Origin of the sequence: Methanoregula sp. (genome assembly GCF_049690535.1) — an archaeon.
Taxonomy (GTDB): Archaea; Halobacteriota; Methanomicrobia; order Methanomicrobiales; family Methanospirillaceae; genus Methanoregula.
On record NZ_JBAVMX010000139.1, the window covers coordinates 37,934 to 58,826 of the forward strand.

The 20,893-nt window shown below is 54.8% G+C and carries 17 protein-coding genes; 12 read left to right on the top strand and 5 right to left on the bottom strand.

From position 1 onward, the window contains the following. The first annotated feature begins 50 nt into the window (after positions 1-50). The 6 genes from WCE46_RS11080 (at position 51) to WCE46_RS11105 (ending at position 6,617) form a co-directional block, all read left to right on the top strand. Entirely contained in the window at positions 51-2,057 is a 2,007-nt protein-coding gene (locus WCE46_RS11080) for an ATP-dependent DNA helicase (protein ID WP_424733783.1), read from the top strand. Further along, positions 2,048-2,497 (top strand): methylated-DNA--[protein]-cysteine S-methyltransferase, encoded by a 450-nt coding sequence (locus WCE46_RS11085; protein WP_424733784.1) that lies wholly within the window; start codon positions 2,048-2,050, stop codon positions 2,495-2,497. The genes WCE46_RS11080 and WCE46_RS11085 overlap by 10 nt, the downstream gene beginning before the upstream one ends. Before the next feature lie 85 nt (positions 2,498-2,582). Further along, entirely contained in the window at positions 2,583-3,509 is a 927-nt protein-coding gene (locus tag WCE46_RS11090) for a ketopantoate reductase family protein (protein ID WP_424733785.1), read from the top strand. After that, positions 3,509-4,096: a molybdenum cofactor guanylyltransferase gene (gene mobA / locus WCE46_RS11095; protein WP_424733786.1), complete on the top strand. Its 588-nt coding sequence runs from the start codon at positions 3,509-3,511 to the stop codon at positions 4,094-4,096. The genes WCE46_RS11090 and mobA overlap by 1 nt, the downstream gene beginning before the upstream one ends. Before the next feature lie 215 nt (positions 4,097-4,311). Continuing rightward, entirely contained in the window at positions 4,312-5,133 is an 822-nt protein-coding gene (locus tag WCE46_RS11100) for a PAS domain-containing protein (protein ID WP_424733787.1), read from the top strand. A 2-nt stretch (positions 5,134-5,135) separates the two neighbouring features. Continuing rightward, a complete protein-coding gene (locus WCE46_RS11105) occupies positions 5,136-6,617 on the top strand; it encodes an ATP-binding protein (protein WP_424733788.1) in 1,482 nt (493 codons plus the stop codon). Between the two features lie 100 nt (positions 6,618-6,717). Here the strand turns inward: WCE46_RS11105 and WCE46_RS11110 are convergent, their stop codons facing one another. Together WCE46_RS11110 and WCE46_RS11115 are read right to left on the bottom strand one after the other, a co-directional pair. Next, the gene (locus WCE46_RS11110) at positions 6,718-7,482 is read right to left on the bottom strand and encodes a dihydroorotate dehydrogenase electron transfer subunit (RefSeq protein ID WP_424733789.1); all 765 of its coding nucleotides are present in this window, start codon (positions 7,480-7,482) and stop codon (positions 6,718-6,720) included. Next, positions 7,475-8,362: a dihydroorotate dehydrogenase gene (locus tag WCE46_RS11115; RefSeq protein ID WP_424733790.1), complete on the bottom strand. Its 888-nt coding sequence runs from the start codon at positions 8,360-8,362 to the stop codon at positions 7,475-7,477. Before WCE46_RS11115 ends, WCE46_RS11110 begins: the two co-directional genes overlap by 8 nt. A gap of 112 nt (positions 8,363-8,474) precedes the next feature. Between WCE46_RS11115 and WCE46_RS11120 the strand changes: the two genes are divergently transcribed. The 3 genes from WCE46_RS11120 to WCE46_RS11130 all read left to right on the top strand — a co-directional run bounded on the left by WCE46_RS11120 (position 8,475) and on the right by WCE46_RS11130 (position 13,459). Beyond that, a complete protein-coding gene (locus WCE46_RS11120; protein ID WP_424733791.1) occupies positions 8,475-9,341 on the top strand; it encodes a malate dehydrogenase in 867 nt (288 codons plus the stop codon). 18 nt (positions 9,342-9,359) lie between these two features. After that, positions 9,360-11,810, top strand: coding sequence for a DNA-directed DNA polymerase (locus WCE46_RS11125; RefSeq protein WP_424733792.1), 2,451 nt, complete (start codon positions 9,360-9,362; stop codon positions 11,808-11,810). A 302-nt stretch (positions 11,811-12,112) separates the two neighbouring features. Then, positions 12,113-13,459: a PAS domain S-box protein gene (locus WCE46_RS11130; RefSeq protein ID WP_424733793.1), complete on the top strand. Its 1,347-nt coding sequence runs from the start codon at positions 12,113-12,115 to the stop codon at positions 13,457-13,459. 27 nt (positions 13,460-13,486) lie between these two features. Here the strand turns inward: WCE46_RS11130 and uvrB are convergent, their stop codons facing one another. Beyond that, the gene (gene uvrB, locus WCE46_RS11135) at positions 13,487-15,454 is read right to left on the bottom strand and encodes an excinuclease ABC subunit UvrB (protein WP_424733794.1); all 1,968 of its coding nucleotides are present in this window, start codon (positions 15,452-15,454) and stop codon (positions 13,487-13,489) included. Positions 15,455-15,517: 63 nt separating this feature from the next. After that, positions 15,518-16,810 (bottom strand): type III ribulose-bisphosphate carboxylase, encoded by a 1,293-nt coding sequence (gene rbcL / locus WCE46_RS11140; RefSeq protein ID WP_424733795.1) that lies wholly within the window; start codon positions 16,808-16,810, stop codon positions 15,518-15,520. A gap of 245 nt (positions 16,811-17,055) precedes the next feature. Here rbcL and WCE46_RS11145 point away from each other — a divergent pair, with 245 nt between their 5' ends. Next, positions 17,056-18,759 (top strand): histidine kinase N-terminal 7TM domain-containing protein, encoded by a 1,704-nt coding sequence (locus WCE46_RS11145; protein WP_424733796.1) that lies wholly within the window; start codon positions 17,056-17,058, stop codon positions 18,757-18,759. Positions 18,760-18,787: 28 nt separating this feature from the next. On the opposite strand, the gene WCE46_RS11150 is transcribed toward WCE46_RS11145, so the two are convergent. Continuing rightward, entirely contained in the window at positions 18,788-19,720 is a 933-nt protein-coding gene (locus tag WCE46_RS11150) for a GAF domain-containing protein (protein WP_424733797.1), read from the bottom strand. Positions 19,721-19,968: 248 nt separating this feature from the next. Here WCE46_RS11150 and WCE46_RS11155 point away from each other — a divergent pair, with 248 nt between their 5' ends. Beyond that, on the top strand, positions 19,969-20,694 hold the full coding sequence (locus WCE46_RS11155) for a DtxR family transcriptional regulator (RefSeq protein ID WP_424733798.1): 726 nt from the start codon (positions 19,969-19,971) through the stop codon (positions 20,692-20,694). Positions 20,695-20,750: 56 nt separating this feature from the next. Continuing rightward, positions 20,751-20,893, top strand: a 143-nt coding sequence (locus WCE46_RS11160; RefSeq protein ID WP_424733799.1) for a FeoB small GTPase domain-containing protein, incomplete at its 3' end; no start/stop codon positions are given.

The window sequence follows — 20,893 nt, forward strand, 5'->3', positions numbered from 1 at the left end:
GGTCCTATCCGACGCCCATAAAACCCTATAGCGCCAAACGTATTCCGACAATGGAAAGTTTCGATCCCTTCTTCCCGTATGCGGAATACCGCCCCCACCAGCGCGAGATGCTCGCATTTGCCGCAGAGGTCGCCCGCGAGGGGGGTATCGGTATGATTGACGCTCCGACCGGGAGCGGGAAGTCGAGCGTGGTTGCATCCCTTCTTGCCGAACGCAAAGACCGGAAACTTGTGATCGCTGTCCGCACGGTCAGCCAGCTCACCACCTTTATACGGGAACTCGCGCTTGTCAAAAAGAAGCAGCCGAAGTTAAAGACCGTGTACCTTGTCGGAAAAAAGAGCATGTGTCCCCTGGGCGGCGAAGGAGACGTGTACCGGCGCTGCGAGGGTGTCAAGACATTTTCATCCTCGCTCATGCGCGACCGGGCTGAGAAAGGTGCCCTTGTCCCGATAAAAGATCCGTTTATTGTCCAGCAGATCCGGAGAATGGACCGTGAGCACCCGCTTCTCTGCCCGTATTTTATCGCGAGCAAAATGTTCGTGTCCGGGGATACCGGCGGCCTCAAGATGGTGCCTTCGACTACGGTGCGCTCGAAATCAGATCGGGTGCTCACCGATCCCGTCCGGCCGCAGGAACTGGCCGGTTTTGCCGGTGACATCTGCCCGTACGAACTGATGATGCACGCGGCAAAGAACGCGGACGTGATCATCCTCAATTACCACCACCTCTTCGACCGTGAGATCCGGGAGCAGCTGTACGCGAACCTCAATGTCGAGTCACAGGATGTAATGCTCCTGATCGACGAGGCCCACAACTGCGGGGACACGATCCAGTCGATCGAGAGTGTCGGGCTTGCACAAAAGGATCTTGAGCAGGCAATCCGCGAACTCTCGGGCATGAAACGCCACCACAAGGGGGCAGAGGCAGTGCAGCACGTCCTTCCCCGGCTCACCGAGTTTATCCGTGGCCTCGCAAACTCGACCGAACCCGAGGACTGGTTCGATCCAGGTATCTTCGACCGGATGGTAGTCAAAGGTTCGCTCTGGAAGGACATGGATGATATCGTCGACGAACTCATGGGCCTTGCCGAGACGATCCGGGACAGGAACCAGAAGGCCGGCGAGTTCCGCGAAACTGCAATCGAGCGCCTGACCGTTTTCCTGTACCGGCTCTCGCAGTCCTCCCATAACCCCGCGTACCTTACGATCTACAAAAAAACCGAGGAGGGGATCCTCCTTGAAGTGCGAAATATCGACCCGTCCGCCCCGCTCACCGAGATCTGTTCCCAGCATGCCTGCTGCATCCTGATATCAGGTACGCTCTCGCCGGTCGAAAGTTACCGGCGCCTCTATTTCAACAACGCGAAGGTCGCCACCCTCGCGCTGCCTAATTCTTTCCCAAAGGAGAACCGGCTCATCTGCTGTGCGACCGACATCACCACGGCCTATTCCCTCAGGCAGAACAAGGAGAATACGGATCGGGTTGTGCGGTACATCACCTCGTTTGCTGCACTCAAAAAGAACCGGGCGATCTACTTTCCCAGTTACCAGATCCTCGAAACCTACGCTTCGCTTGCCGCCGATGCGATCAGCAGGCGCAAAATATATGTCGAGCCCCGGGACGCGGCAGGAGCCGGCGCCGCGCTCAACGAGTTCCTCTCGCTTCCTTCGCAGGGTGAGTCCGGGATCATGTTTGCCGTGTGCGGTGGGAAGTGGAGCGAGGGACTGGACTACCGTGGCGAGATGCTTTCCGGGGCGATGGTGATCGGCCTCCCGCTTGCCCCCTTTAACCGGGTACGAAAGATGGTCATCGAGTACTTCCGGCATAAGTATGGCGAGGAGGGTGAGTTCCTCTGCTACACGCTGCCGGCGATAAATAAAGCACTCCAGGCGCTCGGCCGCGTGCTGCGCACTCCCGAGGATCGCGGTGTGCTGGTGCTCGGGGAGCGCAGGTTCCTTGAAAAACGGGTGAAATCGGCGCTGCCGGCATGGATTCAGGAAGAGATGTTCGAGTGCGACATCACGCAGTTCCGCGAGGTGATCGCGGGATGGAAGTGACCGGGGGATCGTGCCGGCTCGGTCTCTGGTATGTCCATGTCTGGTGGAGCGGGGAGACGATCCGCCGGGTCAGGTTTGCGCAGACGGGCATCCCCGGTCCGGTCCCGGCTCCGATCCTGAAATACTGTGCCGGCCACATGGTCGATCTTTCGGAGCTCGCCACCATTGCATGCGAAGGAGAGAGTGTCTCCTCCCGGATCTACCGGGCCGTGCGGGAAGTGCCGTACGGCAGCACCGCGACGTACGGGCAGATCGCGGCGCTGGTCGGCACATCGCCACGCGTAGTGGGGCGTGCGATGGCACACAATCCGACGCCGCTTGTCGTGCCCTGCCACCGGATCGTGGCAGCACATGGCATTGGCGGTTTTTCCCCGGCACTCGAAATCAAGGAACAACTTCTCGCGCTGGAACAGAAAGGCAAAAAACGGGCGGGGAAATGAACGGTATGTGCGTCCATCAGCCGGCATCTTTCGGTATCTCTAATTGCCATCCGGAAAAATACAGTACTGGTTCCGGAGATATGCGATGAAGATACTCGTGCTTGGAGCAGGAGCGGTCGGCCTCGCGGTCACCGCAAAACTCTCCAGCGTCTGCGACGTCCATGCGGTCACCCGGAAGCGGACCGCCGATGCCATCAATGCCGGGGGATTACGGCTTACCGGCATCTGGGGTACGGGCACATTCCGTTTCAGCGTTTCTGAGGGCATCCCGGAGGGTGCCCGTTATGACTATATCCTCATCACCTCCAAGTCCCGCGATACCGAAGCGATCTGCCGGCAGTACGCGGATACCCTCCTTGGAACCGAAACTGTCAGTCTCCAGAACGGGATCGGGAACGAGGAGATCATCAGCCGGTTTTCCGACAAGGTGATCGGCGGGATGATCATCACCGGTTTTGAATGGCAGGGGGATGCCGGGGTGCACGTCTCGGTCGAGGCCGGGCCGGCAAAACTCGGCAGGTTCCCGGCAGGTCTCGATGCGCCGGTGAAAATGCTTGTGGACTGCATGAATCAGGCAGGTATCCGGACCGGGGGAAGTGCAGAGATACGTGCGGATCTCTGGGGAAAGACCCTCTATAACTGTGCCCTGAATCCTCTTGGTGCCGTGATGGGAGTGCCGTACGGGAAACTCGCGCAGCCGGCAGCCTGGCGGATCATCGACCAGATCGTCCGCGAGGGTTTTTTGGTCATCCATGCCGAAGGGGTCGGCCTGCCGTGGGAGAGCGCCGATGAGTACCTCACGTACCTCCGCGATGTCCAGCTGCCGGCCACCGCCCTCCACCACTCCTCGATGCTCCAGGACATCACCCGGGGACGACTTACCGAAATTGATTTTTTGAACGGCGCCATCGTGGCAAAAGGAACGGCCCATGGTATCCCGACACCGGTCAATGCCTGTATCGCTGACCTTGTAAAATTCCGTGAATCCTTAAACCGGACCGGGGTGCCGTGATGAGGTCCGCGGTCATCCTTGCGGGCGGCGAGGCACGGCGGGCAAATGGCAAGGAAAAATACTTCTTTACGTACAAGGGAACGACCTTCATTGAACGGCTGGTTGGATCGCTCTCCGGGGTTGTTGATGAAATTGTTATCGTCGCCCGCGATACAGCGCAGTGTACCCGTTTCCGGGAGCTGCAGGGCGTTACTTGTATCAGCGACATCCGTCAGGGACTTGGCCCGGTCGGCGGGCTTCATGCCGGGTCCCTTGCAGCAGGTGGGGATTTTATCTTTGTATCGGCCTGCGATATGCCCTGCATTAATGCCGCGGTGGTCTCGTATCTCTTTGATGCTGTAGGTTCATACGATGCGGTCATCCCCCTGTGGAACGAGCGGATGCTTGAACCCCTGCATGCGGTCTACCGGCGGCCCGCCCTCCTCGCCTATCTTGAAAGTCACACATCCCTCTCGCTGCGAGCTATGGTCCAGTCCCTCAACACCCGGTACGTTCCAGTAGATGAACTGCGTGCATTCGACCCTCAACTCAGGACATTTACGAATATCAACAATCTCGAAGAACTGGAGCACATAAATCGCTTATGAATCAGAAGAGTACAGACAATCGGGCCCTTAAAATGCCCAAAAGTGGCCGGGCGGAACCCTGCAAATTTTTTGGTGTTCCCGGATTTTTCCCCCTATCATTATATGCATTAAGATCCACTGTAAAATAATGAATATGCGAGTGGCAGGGATGTACCACCCTTGTCATTCGGGAGCATACCTGTAACATGGGCCAGTTGTCGTGTGATATGGAGGAGATGCTCCGTCTTTTAATTGTAACCGTGGCATCGGTCAGTGCGATCCTTGGCACAATCTTCTCCCTCACCCACGGGATTTCGGCAGTCTTCCCGTTCCTGTATATCCTTCCCATCATCTGTGTCGTCTATTTCTATCCACGGCATGCGGTCCTTTTCGCGCTTGCTATCAGTGTCATCTATATCGCTCTTGTGTACGTGCTCGGGGCGTTTGATCCCATGCTCGTCGCCGTATCGACCGCATGGTTTGCCATATTTATTGCTCTCGCCGTTGTTGCGTCATCCTATGCAAACGGGATCCTTGAGGAAAAAGCGCGGATCCGGCATATCATGGACAATACCCGTGATGGCATTTTCTGTTTTACTCCCGGCACCATGCGCATCAGGATGGTTAACCAGAAATGTGCAGATTGGCTCCTGTATTCCCGGGATGAACTGGAAGGAGCTCCGGTCAGTACGGTATGGGCTGACGCAGATGCACAAAAACGGTTTATGGACGAGATAAAAACGGGAAAAATCGGCGTGATGTCCGAAGCCATTTTCCGTCAGAAAACGGGGGGTATGCTTCGGTTCATCATCTCTCCACTCTTCCCATCGAAAGATATGATACTCTGTTCGGTCGCGAACGTTACTGATGCACATATCGCCGACGAAGAGATCCGCCAGACTCTTGAAGATCTTGAACGGCAGGTACGGGAACGCACCGCACACCTCGAAAAGATAAATGAGGAACTCAGGGCCGAAATCCTGGAGCGCCGCAAACTTGAACATAACCTCCTGTCCGGTGAACTCAAGGATGAGTACGGGCATAAAGAGGAGAAATAACCATGATCGCGCAGATATCTCCGGTAAAAAAACAGCAGATATACTGGACGGTTACGATCCTCGTCGCGATCATTATCACCCTTTCATCAACCATTTATTCCCTCTCCCACGGTATTTACGAGGTCTTCCCGTTCATCTATTTCCTCCCCATCATCCTTTTTGTCTATTTCTACCCGAACCGGGGCGTCCTCTTCTCGCTTGGGATCAGCGCGGTGTACATCCTGCTCGTTTACCTGTACAGCAATTTCGATCCTCAGGCCGTGGCAGTCTCGACTGCATGGTTTGTGGTTTTTGTCACCATCGGCGTTGTCACGTCATCGTTTGCTACCGGATTACGGGAAGAGGAACGGAAATACCGGGGTATCTTTGAGAACTCGCAGGCCGGAATCTTTACGTTCGAGCTGGATACCCTGCGACTCACCGAGATCAATGGAAAATGCATCCAGATGCTCAGGTACGAGCGTTCCGAACTTATCGGTGTGAACCTGTCGCTAATCATACCCGATGCAGAAAGTCGTGACCGTTTCATCCGGCAGGTCCGCGAGAGCAGGGAGACCGGGGATCTCGAACTGCTTTTTACCGCCCGTGACCGATCGATACGCCAGTTCCTTATCTCTGCATCAGTTACCCCGGGGAATGTGGTGATTTGTTCTGCCATTGATATTACCGCCCGCAAACTGGCAGAACAGGTTATCGAGAGAGCAAATGAGGACCTGGAGCGCCGGGTTCACGAACGGACTGAGGAGCTTATGCGCGCAAACAAGGAGCTCATGGCCGAGATCCAGGAACGTAAACGTTTCGAAGCAGCGATCAGGCTTGCCAACCATAAGCTCAACACCCTTTCTGGCATCACCCGCCACGATATCCTCAACCAGATTACCGCAGTCGTCATGTATCTCTCGCTTATTCAGGAGTCGGAGACGGATCCGGTCATCAATGGATACCTCAAAAAGATTGAGGATGTCACCCAGATGATCCAGAAACAGATAAGGTTCACGCACGATTACCAGGACATCGGTGTGAACGAGCCGCGCTGGCATAACATCACTGCAGCAGTGAACGACGCGGTTGCCGGGCTTGTTCTTGAAAATGTGGGGATCAAACTGCAGGTGGATGATCTGGAGATCTTTGCAGATGCGAATTTTTCGAAAGTATTTTCTAACCTGCTCGAAAACGCGCTTGTTCACGGGAAATACGTAACAGAAATCCGGTTCTTTTATTCGGAAACCGAAAACGATCTCGTGCTCTCATGTGAAGACAACGGGGTTGGCATTCCCGAAGAATCAAAGGAGCGTATATTCCGGCGCGAATATTTCCGCAATACGGGGTACGGATTGTTTTTGATCGTGGAGATCCTTGGTATTACCGGTCTTTCAATCAGGGAGACCGGCACACCCGGGAAAGGGGCCCGGTTCGAGATCCATGTTCCCAAAGGAAGTTACCGGTTCGTTAAACCGACGGGCGATCATGTCCCGATGCATTAAACCGATGAAAATTCTTCGGGACCGTTTATACTGAATTTAAAATAACATACTATGTTGGGCCTGGGTTTTTCGTATACCGGGCATGAGATGAATCCCTGTATCAGATATTCTTCTTCCTGCCGCTTGCGTCCCGCAGGTAGTGCCCGAACTCGCTTTTTTTCAGTTGATCCCCGGAAAAGACCGGGCCGTCCCGACAGACCCGCAGACCATCCGGGTCGATACAGCAGGAACCACAGACTCCGACGCCGCATTTCATGTACCGGTGGAGTGAGAATTCTGTTCTCGAAGCAAACCCAAGGCCATCGATCTTTGCAAGTACCGCCCGCATCATCGGTTCCGGCCCGCAGACCGCGATCCGGTCGTAGGTTGCAAGGCTGATGTCGTTTGTGAGGTCCGTAACAAACCCCTTCTGTCCCAGCGTCCCGTCGTCGGTTGCGATCAGGACATCGGTGCTTTCGTCCAGCTGGTCAATAAAGAGGAGTTCTTTCTCGGTCCGTGCGCCAAGGAGCATCGTCATTACACAATCTCCGCGGGCGAGCGGCAGGAGGGGAGCTGCTCCGACTCCCCCGGCGATGGCAAGCATCTTCTCGCCTTTGGTAAACCCGTTCCCGAACGGACCCCGGATACCAAGTGCTGCACCCGCTGCCAGATCAAACATGGCCCCGGTCGCGTCGCCGACTCTCTGGACCGTGATGCTGTTTGCCGAAGAGAGTGCCATGGGCACTTCGTCCACACCCGGCACCCAGACCATGACAAACTGCCCGGGCTCAAAGGCGAATTCGCGGTCAAAGAAGAATGTTTTCACCGAGGGCGTCTCGTTTTTGATCTCTGTGATGGAAACCTGCACCGGTAACTGGTCACTCATGGGCACACCCCACGATCTCTCCGGGTTCGATGCCCTTTTTTGCGTATAACTCGTTTGTTATGGTCTCAAAGATCCCGATATCCCGCTGCACCGCGCTGCCGATCTCGACAGCCTGAGCGCCTGCCATCATCATCTCTACTACTTTATCGGCAGTCGAGACTCCCCCGCACCCGATAATGGGGATTTTGCAGGACTCGAAGAGCTCATAGACGCAGCGGACTGCGACCGGGAAAATTGCGTCTCCCGAGAGCCCGCCATACCGGTTGCCAAGAACAGGGCGCCGTAGTGCTGTCGAAATGCGCATGGCTTTTACCGTGTTAATGGCGACGATCGCGGTTGCCCCGCCGCGTTCCGCTGCCTTTCCGATCGCGGTAATGTCAGTCACGTTCGGGGTAAGTTTCACCCATGTCGGCATCCCGAGCGTACTTACCGCCCGAGTACATGCCTCTACGAGCACGGGATCGACTCCGATTGCCGCCCCGTACCCTTCTGCGTGGGGGCAGGAGAGGTTAAGTTCAAAACCGGCAGCCGTCCCTTTAAACCACCCGGCGACTTCGGCAAACTCCTCCGGTGTCCCTCCAAAGATGCTGACGATCACGGGTTTCTGGCCAAGTGATCCCAGTTCCCCGGTAAAATCCTGTGACGGGTTCGGGAGCCCCATGGCGTTTAAGATCCCGTTGTCGAGCACCGCAACGCAGGGGCCGGCATGTCCGTTCTTTGGCTCGGGGCCGATCGATTTGGTCACCACGCCACCGGCGCCCCGGGCAAGCATCCGTGAAAGAGACGCCCCGGTTGTCCCGAGAACCCCGGCGGCAAGGATAAGGTGGTTGCCGAGTGTCACGCCACCGACCGCTACCGGGCCCGTCCTGAGTACGACCATCCATCACAAGATGGACGCGATGAATAATAAAGAGCATCTTTTTTCAGGTATACCCTCTGCTGGTCGGCATCCACTTAAATTCAGGAGATTCATACCTACTACTGGAAGAGAAATGGTCAGGCTTGCGGTGCTTGGTGTCGGAAGGATCGGCGGGGAAGTGGCATACCTTGCCGCTGCCCTGGGTCTTGTCGATGAGCTTACCCTGTATGACCAGAACACGAGCCTGCTTGAGGCGCAGGTGCTTGATATCCGGCATACCGGCCTCCCGGTCACCGTCAGTACTGAGATCCGCGACATTCCAAACGCCGATATCTGCATCTTTGCGGCCGGCAATCCCCGGACACCGGACGTGAAGACGCGGGCTGATCTCCTTGGTGTCAACTTTCCCGTGACACGGACATGTGCCCGGCTGCTCGATGGATTTTCCGGTCTCTTAATTACCGTGACAAACCCCATGGACGTGAACAATTTCCTTCTGCACCATCTCACCGGCATTCCCCGGGAGCGGTGTATCGGATTTGGCGGCCAGCTGGACAGTGCACGCTTTGCACTTGCCCTCAAAAAACATGATATGGGTGGCCCGGCGTTTGTCCTCGGCGAGCACGGGGAATACCAGGTGCCGGTATTTTCCCGGCTCCCAAAGCCGGTTACCGCCACACAGCGCGATGGGATCCTTCAGGAGCTCCGTGGCGCAAGCATGGAAGTGATCAAGGGAAAAGGCGGGACGGTCTTTGGCCCTTCATATCACATCATCTCCCTCATACGGATGCTGCTTTCCGATACACGTGATACCCTGCCCTGCTCCGCTGTTCTTGATGGTGAATACGGGCTTACCGGGTGCTCGCTTGGCGTGCCGGTCCGGGTCGGGCATGCCGGCATCTGCGGTATCGAAGAGTGGAAACTCGATGATTCGGAAGAAGCAGGGATCGCACAGGCCGGGGCATTTGTCCGGGACCTGTGCCAGACGGTGGTGCCATAGACCATGCCCGCACAGGTTATGAGATCCCCGGAAACACTGACCGTCATCCGCACCCTTGAAGAGTCCGCCACTCTGACAATCGCTATCAACCAGGTGGAGTACAGCAACAGTCCCGACGGGCCGATCATTCACATCTTCGGGCGGGATGTCGGGGGCTCGGCGCACCGGATTGATGTGACCGGCTTTCTGCCGTATTTCTATGTGCCCGAAGAACAGGTCGGGCAGTCTCACCCACCTCAGGTAACGATCGAACCCGACACAATATACCGTTCGATCCGGGGCGAGAAACTCAAACGGCTGTATACTGTCCGTCCGGGCGATGTGCGGGAGATGAGAGAACGATACCGGCATTTCGAGGCAGATATCCCCTTTGCGACCCGGTTCATGATCGACTGCGGACTTACCGGGGCCGTTTCAGTACCCGGGACGACCGTGGAATATCATTCACTTGTGCCTGCTGAGGTCGATGCACCGGCCCGGGTCTGTATGATCGATATCGAGTGTGAAGACGAACGGGGCTTCCCGGATACCCAGCGGGACGCGATCACCTGTATCACCTGCCATGACTCGTTCGATGACGATTACATCACCTTTTTGTTCGGGGGTGCATCGATGCCGGCCGGGATTGCGGATAAGGAGACTGCCGGCGGTCTTGTAAACGGCTGCTTCCGGAAAGGCACCCATACGATCTGCACGTATGCCGATGAGGTTTCTCTGCTCAAAGCGTTTGGTGCCTATATTGTCGAGCGCGATCCCGATGTCCTTTCCGGGTGGAACTTTGTCGATTTCGATATGCCGTATATCACCGGGAGGATGGAGAAACTGGGTCTCTCACCGGTCATGCTCGCCCGCCTGCCCGGTATGACCGAGAGAAACGCGCTCCGCGGCCGGGCACTCTTCGACCTTCTCACCGGCTACAAGAAGATGCATTCGACCCAGAAAGAGTCTTACCGTCTCGATGCGATTGCGCAGGATGAGGTGGGGGATAGTAAGGTACGGTACACCGGCACGGTCTCCGATCTCTGGAAGAAGCAGCCGGAACTTCTTGTCGAATATAACTTCAAGGATGTAGAGCTCTGCGTTGCGATCAACAAGAAGGATAACATCATCGGGTTTTACCGGGAGATTGCCCGCTATGTCGGCTGTCCTCTCGATAAGACGCTGAATTCCTCAAGCGTGATCGATGTTTACATTTTAAGGAAAGCACACGGGAAGTATGTCCTGCCTTCAAAGGGCTTTGCGAATGCCGAGGAGTTCGAAGGCGCGACGGTCTTTGAGCCGAGCCGGGGGGTGCGGGAGAACGTGGTGGTGCTCGACTTAAAATCGCTCTACCCGATGGCGATGATGACGATCAACGCCTCGCCCGAGACAAAAGATCCTGAAGGCGAACTGGTGGCCCCGAATGGAATACGGTTTAAAAAACAACCAGACGGGCTGACCCGGAGTATCCTCTCGGAACTGTTAAAAGAGCGCGACGCCCGAAAAAATCTCCGTAATACGTTCCCTTACGGCTCACCGCAGTACCTCCTCTATGACATGCAGCAGAATGTGCTCAAGGTGATCATGAACACGTACTATGGTGTCTCGGGATATACCCGGTTCCGGCTCTTCGACCGGGAGATCGGTGCTGCGGTCACCTCGGTGGGTCGGGCGATCATCGAGCACACCAGGCGCGTCATCGAGGAGCATGGCTATAAGGTGATTTACGGGGATACTGATTCCTGCATGGTGCAGATCCCGCCGCTCGACCGGGAAAAGACCATCGAAACTGCCCGGATGCTGGAAAAACAGCTCAATGCGAGTTACCAGGCATTCGCAAAGCGTGAACTTAACGCTGACACCCATTACTTCTCGATCAAGTTCGAAAAAATCTATGCCCGGTTCTTCCAGGCCGGAAAGAAGAAACGGTACGCGGGACGACTCGTCTGGAAGGAAGGAAAAGACGCCGACCAGATCGATATTGTCGGGTTCGAGATCCGGCGCAGCGACACGCCGCAGATCACAAAAACCGTCCAGTCGAAAGTGATGGAGATGATCCTTGCTGGTACAGACTATTCCGAGATTAAGGAATATCTCGGAGGTATCATTACCAGGTACCGGGCCGGGAAGTTCACGCTTGACGAGACCGGAATACCGGGTGGGATAGGCAAATCGCTCGACGATTACGAGACCGATGATGTCCAGGTGCGGGGCGCCCGGTACGCCAACCAGTACCTGCACACGGAGTTTGGCAAGGGCAGTAAGCCAAAGCGCATCTACATAAAAGCCGTGACCGGGAAATATCCCAAGACCGATGTGCTCTGTTTCGAGTACGCCGATCAGGTACCAAAGGAGTTTGTTCCCGACTGGGAACTCATGCTTGAAAAGACCATCGAGCAGCCGATCGCCCGGATCATCGAAGCACTCGGCTGGAACTGGAAAGATGTCGATCCATCTCATACGACGCTTGCCCAGTGGGGCTTTGGGTAATCTCGTAACAGCGAATGAACGGATCGGTACCCTTTTTTAAGATGCTTGTAGAGTGACCGGCCAAATGGCGCTGTGAACCGCTGAAACGGCCGGTCTCGTCCGACAATCAGGCAAAAATCCAAAAATACCGCATTTTATCAATCCCCTGTCCAAATACCGCTCTCAACATTTGTTGTTGAGAATCATCAGACCAAAACTTATTAATGTCAATTTGTGCAATGTGGAATCATAGACGGGGTGGGAACGGGAGAATCATACGGAGTGGTTCCCACGTCAGAATTCTTATCCAAGGATGCAGATCAATGACAGGACCGATAAATCTCTCTGGGGAACGTGAAGAAAGTTTTGTGGATCTCTGGCTGTTTATTATTGTCACCACAACTGTTCTCGCGATTCTCGTCAACATTCTTGCGCTCCATTTTGGCACCGCGGCAGTTGCCACGAACCTCCTGTATATCCCGATCGTGATCGCGGCCTACTGGTATCCCCGCTGGGGCATCTCCTATGCGGCGGCGGTTGCAGCCTTTTATATCGGCATGGTGGCGGTTATCACGGGGGGAGCTCTGGAAGAGCTTGCTGCCGCATTTGTCACCTGCATTGTCGTTATCGGTGTTGCTGCTGTTGTCGCAAGCCTTGCCATCCATATGCGCAGGAATGAAGTAAAATACCGGGGCATCTTCAACCACTCTGAAGCCGGGATCGGTCTTGTGAACAATTCCGATCGCATGATAAAGGAAGTAAACCGGCGATTCGCGGACACCTTGGGCTATACTCCCGCAGAGATTGCAGTTATACCCTTTACTCAAATCTGGACCGACACTGCAGCTCGTGACCGGTTTTTCGAAATCCTCACCACGCAGGGGAATGTGGAAAATTTTGAGACCCGTTTTGTGACAAAGTCCGGTGCATCCCTGTGGGTACTGCTCTCTGCGGGAATGCTCCCTGATGACCAGTTTGTCTGTACTATCATTGATATTACGAAAAGAAAACAGGCAGAGGAAGCACTCATTATAAAAGATCATGCAATCAGTTCCTCTATCAATGCGATCGCCATCATGGATCTCGATTTTGCGATCACCTACGTGAATACCTCCCTTTTGACGATGATGGATTACCATGACCAGCAGGAGTTTTCTCATAAAGGCCTCTGGGAATATGTGGCCTCAAGTGATGGAATTGATAAGATTAAGGACGCCCTCCACAGGAAAGGGAGCTGGTTCGGGGAAATCCCCCTCTTTAAAGCCAACAAAACTCAGTTTTATGTCCTGCTCTGGATTAATCTCGTGAAAAATGAACAGAACAATCCCGTCTGCATCATGGCCTCGTTTATTGATATTACCGACAGGAAGCAGATGGAGGCAGTGAAGAGATCGGCACTCGAGCAGATAGAAAAAAATATCGAGCAGTTTGCTGTTCTCGGTGACCATATAAGAAATCCCCTTGCCGTGATCGTGGGCCTCTCAAGCCTCGCCCCCGGTGAAGTGACCGACAAGATAATCCTGCAGGCCCGGGAGATCGACCGGATCGTGACACAGCTTGATATGGGGTGGATCGAATCGGAGAAAGTCCGGGAATTTATCAAGCGGTACTACATGGTCGGGGCTCTGGACGGCAGCGAAAACGGGGTTGTCGGGAGTATGGCCCGATAGCGCCATGCTGTCTTTTTTGGGATTTTATCAGTGCTTCACGAACCCTGAATCCGGGTGAGTCCCGCCGTGTTTCAGCCGTTCGTGGAGTTTTTTTACCTGGTCGCGGAGTGCGATCGCCCGCTCGAAGTCCAGGTTATCAGCCGCGTCCCGCATCTGCTTTTCAAGTTCGATGACAACATTCGGGATCTCGGCCCTGGGCACGTGTTTTGTATCCTTGATTTCGACCTCTTTTTCTTTAACCGGTTTTATAATCGTCTGCGGGACGATGTGGTGCTCCTCGTTATACGCGATCTGCATCTCGCGCCTGCGTTTTGTTTCGGAGATCGCGGCCTTCATGGAATCGGTCATTGAATCTGCGTAGAGCACCACTTTTGCGTTCACATTTCGTGCCGCCCTTCCGATGATCTGGATCAGGCTCCGTGTATCCCGGAGGAACCCTTCCTTGTCTGCGTCGAGGATGCCAATGAACCCTACCTCAGGAATATCCAGTCCCTCCCGCAGGAGGTTGATCCCGACCAGCACATCGAATTTCCCCAGCCTGAGTTCCCGGATGATCTCCGTGCGTTCCAGCGTCTGGATCTCCGAGTGGAGGTACCGGGTCCGGATACCATGGTCGGCAAGGTAATCTGAAAGTTCCTCGGCGAGTTTTTTCGTGAGGGTGGTCACGAGCACCCGGTCGCCGCGTGCGATGGTTTTATTGACCTCGCTTATCACATCGAGTGTCTGTCCCTCGATCGGCCGGACTTCGACTGCCGGGTCGATAAGGCCGGTCGGCCGGATGATCTGCTCAACGAGCTGTGTTGAGTGTTTTAATTCGTAGGGCCCGGGAGTTGCCGAGACAAAGATGACCTGGCTCATGTACTGCTCGAATTCGTGGAATTTCAGGGGTCGGTTGTCGAGTGCCGAAGGGAGCCGGAACCCGTAACTGACAAGCGTCTCCTTCCTAGACCGGTCTCCGTTGTACATCCCGTGGAGCTGTGGGATTGTCTGGTGGCTCTCATCGATAATCATCAGGAAATCCTCCGGGAAGTAGTCGAGCAGGCAGTACGGTTTCTCGCCCGCTTTCCTGCCGTCGAAATGCCGCGAGTAGTTCTCGATTCCCTTGCAGGAGCCGGTCTCCTGGATCATTTCGAGGTCGAAGTTTGTCCGCTGCCGGAGCCGGTGCGCTTCGACGAGTCCGAGCGTGGGAAGTGTCTCGTCGAGTTCCTCTTTTATGGTTGCAATGGCTGCTTTCTGTGCACTCTCCGTAGTGACAAAGTGACGTGCAGGGTAGACATAGAAATATTTCATCGCCTCTTTTCTTGCCCCGGTGTTCTTGTCGACCTCAGTGATACGTTCGATCTCGTTTCCGAAAAGTTCGATCCTGATGATGTCGTTATAGTACCCCGGCACAATATCGATGGTGTCTCCCTTGACCCGGAACCGTCCCGGGGAGAGATCGATATCGTTTCTCTCGAACTGGATGTCCAGGAGCCGGCTCATGATATCGTTCCGGGTGATCTTCTGGCCGACGGAGAGATCAAAACCGAGGTTGCGGAAGTTTTCCGGGTTCCCGAGGCCGAAGATGCAGGAGACCGAGGCAATGACGATCACATCGCGCCGGCACGAGAGCGAAGCGGTTGCGGAGAGCCGGAGCATCTCGATCTTGGGGTTGATCGCGGAGTCTTTCTCGATATACTGGTCTTTTGCCGGGATATATGACTCAGGTTGGTAGTAATCGTAATACGAGACAAAGTACTCGACCCGGTTTTTCGGGAAAAAATCACAGAACTCCTGGTAGAGCTGGGCGGCGAGTGTTTTGTTGTGTGCGATGACAAGCGTCGGTTTGTTTGCCGCTGCGATCACGTTTGCCATCGTGAATGTTTTCCCGGAGCCGGTGACTCCAAGAAGCGTCTGGAGCCGGGCGTGATCCGCCAGTCCGTCATTGAGCTGTGCTATCGCTTCCGGTTGCGAGCCGGCCGGGGGAAAGGTGGCAACGAGCTGGAAATCTGTCACGTGCTTTAAGTGTTTTTGCCGGGATATAAAAAAGAATGGGGATGCGGCATGAAGGTAATGCCGTCACTTCGGTTTATAGTAACCCCATTTCGCAAGGGCTTCCTTAAGATCCTTTGCCTTTTTTGCCTTCTCGTCAAGCGTTACTCCTTCCTGCCACGCCTCGATTGCCTGCATGGTTGCCCGTGCCCCGGCCCGGGTGCCCTTCGGGTGGCCGTGGATGCCACCCGAGACCAGCAGGATGAGATCCGTACCGTAGATGTCGAGCACATCGGGAACAAGGCCCGGGTGCAGCCCACCTGATGAGACCGGGAATGCTGTCTTTATCGAGCCCCAGTCCTGCGCAAGGCACTGGTGCGGGACCTCGGCAATCTTTTTCTTCCGCAGCAGGTCGGCAAGCAGGATAGATTCGGTCTTTGTGCCGGTCAGTTTTCCCACGGCAGTACCGGTGTGGATCTGGGAGACACCGATAAGACGCATGAGTTTTGCGAGGAAGTACATCGTCATCCCGTGCTTTTTGTTCCGGTCGAAGGTTGAATGGAACGCCCGGTGCGCATGGATCGCAAGGTCCAGGTCCGAGCAGTAATCCCTCATGGTCATGACGCTTGCTGTTCCTGCGACCACGACATCGATCATCGCGTAGTTCCAGCCATACTCTGCGAGCAGATCGGCACGCTTTTTCATGGTCTCGACATCGGCAGAGATGTTCAAGAACGCGGACTTCTTCTCGCCGGTCTCCTGCTCGGCCTTGTCCCGTAGTTTTGTCATATATTTTACGCGGTCGTCGAACCGGTTGAACGATGTCGAGGTGAGATTCTCATCATCCTTCACAAAATCAAAGCCGCCCATCCAGGTTTCATATCCCACTTCGGCGTGCTCTTTTGCGGAAAACCCGATCTTCGGTTTTGGTACAGCACCGGTCAGAGGCCGACCGTAGACCTTCATCATCTTCCGTATCCCGTCCATGCCAAAATGGGGTCCTGCAAAGCCACGGAGATACGCGGGTGGGAGCGTAGCGTCAATGAGGCGCAGGTTTTTAATTGCCTTCATCCCGAAGATATTCCCGGCAATCCCGCTCATCAGCTGCACGGCGTTTCCCTCTTCCCAGAGCGCGAGAGGGTAGGCGACCTTGACAAAATGCTTATCGAATGCAAATGCTTTCGCCTCCAGTTTCTTCATCCTCGGGGGCATCGTAAAAAGTGTTGTCCAGGTGCCGGTCGAACTCTCGGATGCGATCCGGCCTGCGGCCTCGTTATCCGTGATCCCCGCAGCCGGTTCAAAGTAAAAAAGACAGACAAGATCGTCTTTTGACGGCTCGTAATTCTTATCAACAAACTCGTTGTACCAGTCGATTGCCATAGTTCTTCCCGTACCTACCAATGCGTGCATGATTCAAAAATCTTCAGATCGGGAATGGGAGGGCAGTCATATCTACTATCCGTCATTATGAACGCGCGCCTTTTTTTCGTGAACCACGGATGCACAGATTTTCATTCTGGTACATTGCCGGGCAGAGCCCCAAAAAAGATTGATCCAAATAGAAATGCTCAATATCATCATTTGTCATATAATTGTTGAGAGTATTTTACGTTCGAGATGCCCGGATGATCTTCCAGTACTCACCGTTTTTCCTCCCGCTGGTTCTATCAGCAATACTCACCGGTGTATTGGCATACTACGGGTGGCGGTACCGTACCAATCCGGTCTCGGCACCCTTCACCCTCCTGATGACTGCCGTCACGCTCTGGACTGGCGGTTATGCCTTCGAACTGATCTGCGTGGATCTTCCGGTAAACCTGTTCCTGAATACGATCGAGTACATAGGGATTGTCACGGTGCCGGTGGCCTGGTTGCTTCTGGTCCTGTGCTATACCGGAAGGACGCAGTATATAACCCGTCGGAATCTGGCCCTCCTTTCGGTTGTTCCGGTACTGGTCGTCCTGCTGGTTGCCACGAATTCCTATCATTACCTCTATTATTCAGCAATTATCCCTCAGACGATCTCCGGTTCGGTGATCTGGGTCTTTGTCCGTGGGCCGCTTTTCTGGCTGCACGTGACGTATTCGTACCTGCTGCTGCTGATTGCCCTGATCCTTCTTGCATCCCGTTATTCCGGCGCCCCGGCAATTTACCGTCGGCAGATCATCATTCTCGGGATCGCCGCTATCATTCCTGTTCTTGTGAATATTCTCTATGTCACATCCATGAATCCTGTACCGGGTCTGGATCTTACTCCCTTTACCTTTACCTGCGTCGGCGTGATCCTCGCAATAGGGCTGTTCCGGTTCCAGCTTTTTTTTATGCTGCCGGTTGCGTACCCGCAGATCTTCTCTGCGATAAGTGACGGGATCATAGTCACCGATACCAAAGACCGGATCCTGGATCTCAATCCGGCTGCACGAGGGCTCGCCGGTGACCCGGGATCTGAACTAATTGGCAGTCCCCTTACGGGGTCCTTCCCACAGTTATCCCGGTTCATTGCCGGAAATGAGTGCATAACAGAGGACCACCTGGAAGTCATGATCCCCCGGGACGGGACCCCGCGATTTTACGATGTGGTCTGCCAGCAGCTCCGCGTACCCGGTCAATCGCCGACCGGCAACCTCTTCATCATCCGCGACGTCACCGAGCGGCACATGGCACTTGTCGTGCTCGATACAGCCCATAAAAAACTCAACCTTCTCTCCATCGTGACCCGGCATGATATGATGAACAAGTTTACCGGGCTCCTGGTGTATGCCGACCTTGCAAAGATCCAGAGCGATCCGGAAAAAATTACCCTGTATCTCCAGAAAATCGATGAGATCGCACGGATGATCCAGAAGGAGATCGCATTCACCCATGATTACCAGGAAATGGGCGTGAAGTCCCCGGTCTGGCAGGATCTCTCAATGTGTATTGCTGACGCGAAAAGTCAGGTGGATATAGGGGGAATTGTGGTAACGGATGCCTGCGCCGGTCTCGAAATATACGCGGATCCACTTTTTGTAAAAGTGCTTATTAACCTTCTGGATAATGCCGTACGCCACGGAGGAATCCGGCTTACAACCATCCGGTTTTCGTACGAGAAAAACGATGATTCGCTTGTTGTCACCTGCTCAGATGACGGGAACGGTATAAATGAGTCAGAGAAAACCCGTCTTTTCACGCAGGGTTTTGGAAAAAATACCGGGCTTGGCCTGTTCCTGGTCCGGGAGATCCTCCTGATCACCGACGTTACGATCCGTGAGAACGGGGTACCGGGTACCGGGGCCCGGTTTGAGATCACGGTGCCCCCGTGCGCGTTCCGGTTTTCCGGCAGGATGTGACGCGGACGTCCCTTGTCACCCGGCTGGTTTACCGGGTGTCTGAGGGCACATGAGAATTTTTATCCATGAGCTCCAGCGCAAACGAGATGTCGTCGACCAGTTCCTGCAGGAGATGGATCTCCTGGTCGCTGAAAAAACCGGGTTCTGCCGCGTAGAACCGCATGGCGCCGATACAGGCTGATCCGTTCCGGATCGGGATACCTGCGGAAGAACGGTACCCCCTTCTTGCAGCCTCGTGCCGGTATTTTTCCATACGGGGATCTGACTGGATCTCGTTACAGATTGTCGGGTGACCCTCCCGTATCGCCAGGCCGGTCAGTCCCATGCCCTGTGGTACGTTGTCCACCGTGATCGAGAGCTGGCTTAAGTACCCGTCATCATATCCGCAGGCTGCGACCGGGCGAACCTGCCGTGTTTTTTGGTCCACCATGCCGATCCACGCCATCAGGAACTTCCCCTCCTCGACCGCGATATGACAGGCTTCATCGAGAAGTTCCTGCCGGTTTCTGATATGGATAACAGCTCTGTTCGTCCGGGAGATGACAGAGTACAGCCGGTTGAGGTGCAGGATCGCATCGGTTGCATGTTTGCGTTCGACAGCCCGCCGGATGGTATGGTTCAGTTCGGCAAATTGCGCTTTGGGAGCGCCTCCTTTCTGGATATAGTGATCCGCCCCGCTGTTGAGGGCTTCGATCACGACGTCCTCCCGCCCTTTCCCGGTAAAGATGATAAATGGCAGGTCTGGATACTCAGACCGGATTATTTTGAGCAATGCAATCCCGTCCATCACTGGCATCTGGTAATCGGAAATGATCACATCATACTGGGTTGACCGGATTTTTACAAGGGCCTCGGGTGCTGACAGGGCCGTGTCAATCTGGATATCTCCGGCACGTTCAAGAAAGATCTTTCCGAGATCAAGCAATGCAGGTTCGTCATCGATGTACAGAGCGGAGATCATGGCAGGTATTTTCCCGGAAATTTCGATGGGATACTATTATCGAATATCATTAATCCGTTACTCTTTAAAAAGACCCTGTTTCGTAATTCGGATACCTGGTGACACAGGTGGACTCATGCGTAACCCTGGAGATAATTCGGGCCGGGAACCGGGGGACCTCGTTAAAAGAAAAACCAGTCAGGTGCCGGGAAAAATGCTTTAGGTCAACCGAAACCATTTTTATTTAGGGGATCCTAATTATTGAACAGATGGCGCAGGAACAGGTTGAGGAATATCTCGAAGCGATTTACGATATCGCAGGGACAGATGGCGCGGCAAAGACCACGGCGATTGCAAAGTGCCTCAAGGTCGCACCCGCGAGCGTGACCGAAGCCCTCCAGAGCCTTGCGGAAAAAAACCTTGTCAATTACGAACCTTACAAGGGTGCAAGCCTGACCGAGGAGGGGAAAAAGATTGCAGAGACCATCAAACGCCGTCACCGGCTCCTTGAAGTCTTCCTCGCCGATGTGCTCCATATTAACCGGACCAGGGTACACGATGAAGCGTGCCGGATGGAACATACGATCTCCGAAGATACCGAGAACGCGCTCTGCCGGATGCTCAACGCCCCGGCACGTTGTCCCCACGGGAGTCCTATCGCACCCTGCGCCAAGGGTGTCGGGAGCTGCAGCGAGTGCGATGCCGTAACCGCTTCTGCCCTTCCTCTCCCGAGTGCCCTTCGCCCCTCTGATATTATCCCTATTACCGATCTCGGTGCACAGGAAAAAGGAACGATTGCGTTTATCCGGGGGGACTGCAAGGTTGTCCAGCGGCTTTCCGATCTGGGCCTGACACTCGGGACCACCGTATCTGTCACCCGCAAAGCGCCCATGAGCGGGCCGGTTGAAGTCTTTGTGCGCAGGACAAAACTGGCAATCGATCACGCGATCGCGGAAAATATTTTTGTTAATGCAATAAAGGGGGAGGCACCTTGAGCGGGTGTGGGGGATGCAGGGAGTGCACCCCGCCAAAGGAGAGCACCATAAAAAATGTGGATTACACCATTGCCCTTGCCGGTAATGCAAATGTCGGTAAGAGCGTCACCTTCAACCAGCTGACCGGCGTCGACCAGATTATCGGGAACTGGCCGGGGAAAACGGTCGAGCGTGCTGAAGGGCTCCTCCAGTACAAGGG

Bases quoted from the DNA above. Each gene is read 5' to 3' on its own strand.
- WCE46_RS11130 (WP_424733793.1), top strand. From the start codon at position 12,113: ATGACAGGACCGATAAATCTCTCTGGGGAACGTGAAGAAAGTTTTGTG.
- WCE46_RS11085 (WP_424733784.1), top strand. From the start codon at position 2,048: ATGGAAGTGACCGGGGGATCGTGCCGGCTCGGTCTCTGGTATGTCCAT.
- WCE46_RS11100 (WP_424733787.1), top strand. From the start codon at position 4,312: ATGCTCCGTCTTTTAATTGTAACCGTGGCATCGGTCAGTGCGATCCTT.
- rbcL (WP_424733795.1), bottom strand. From the start codon at position 16,810: ATGGCAATCGACTGGTACAACGAGTTTGTTGATAAGAATTACGAGCCG.
- mobA (WP_424733786.1), top strand. From the start codon at position 3,509: ATGAGGTCCGCGGTCATCCTTGCGGGCGGCGAGGCACGGCGGGCAAAT.
- WCE46_RS11105 (WP_424733788.1), top strand. From the start codon at position 5,136: ATGATCGCGCAGATATCTCCGGTAAAAAAACAGCAGATATACTGGACG.
- WCE46_RS11150 (WP_424733797.1), bottom strand. From the start codon at position 19,720: ATGATCTCCGCTCTGTACATCGATGACGAACCTGCATTGCTTGATCTC.
- WCE46_RS11090 (WP_424733785.1), top strand. From the start codon at position 2,583: ATGAAGATACTCGTGCTTGGAGCAGGAGCGGTCGGCCTCGCGGTCACC.
- WCE46_RS11115 (WP_424733790.1), bottom strand. From the start codon at position 8,362: ATGGTCGTACTCAGGACGGGCCCGGTAGCGGTCGGTGGCGTGACACTC.
- WCE46_RS11080 (WP_424733783.1), top strand. From the start codon at position 51: ATGGAAAGTTTCGATCCCTTCTTCCCGTATGCGGAATACCGCCCCCAC.
- WCE46_RS11120 (WP_424733791.1), top strand. From the start codon at position 8,475: ATGGTCAGGCTTGCGGTGCTTGGTGTCGGAAGGATCGGCGGGGAAGTG.
- WCE46_RS11145 (WP_424733796.1), top strand. From the start codon at position 17,056: ATGATCTTCCAGTACTCACCGTTTTTCCTCCCGCTGGTTCTATCAGCA.
- WCE46_RS11110 (WP_424733789.1), bottom strand. From the start codon at position 7,482: ATGAGTGACCAGTTACCGGTGCAGGTTTCCATCACAGAGATCAAAAAC.
- WCE46_RS11155 (WP_424733798.1), top strand. From the start codon at position 19,969: ATGGCGCAGGAACAGGTTGAGGAATATCTCGAAGCGATTTACGATATC.
- WCE46_RS11125 (WP_424733792.1), top strand. From the start codon at position 9,360: ATGAGATCCCCGGAAACACTGACCGTCATCCGCACCCTTGAAGAGTCC.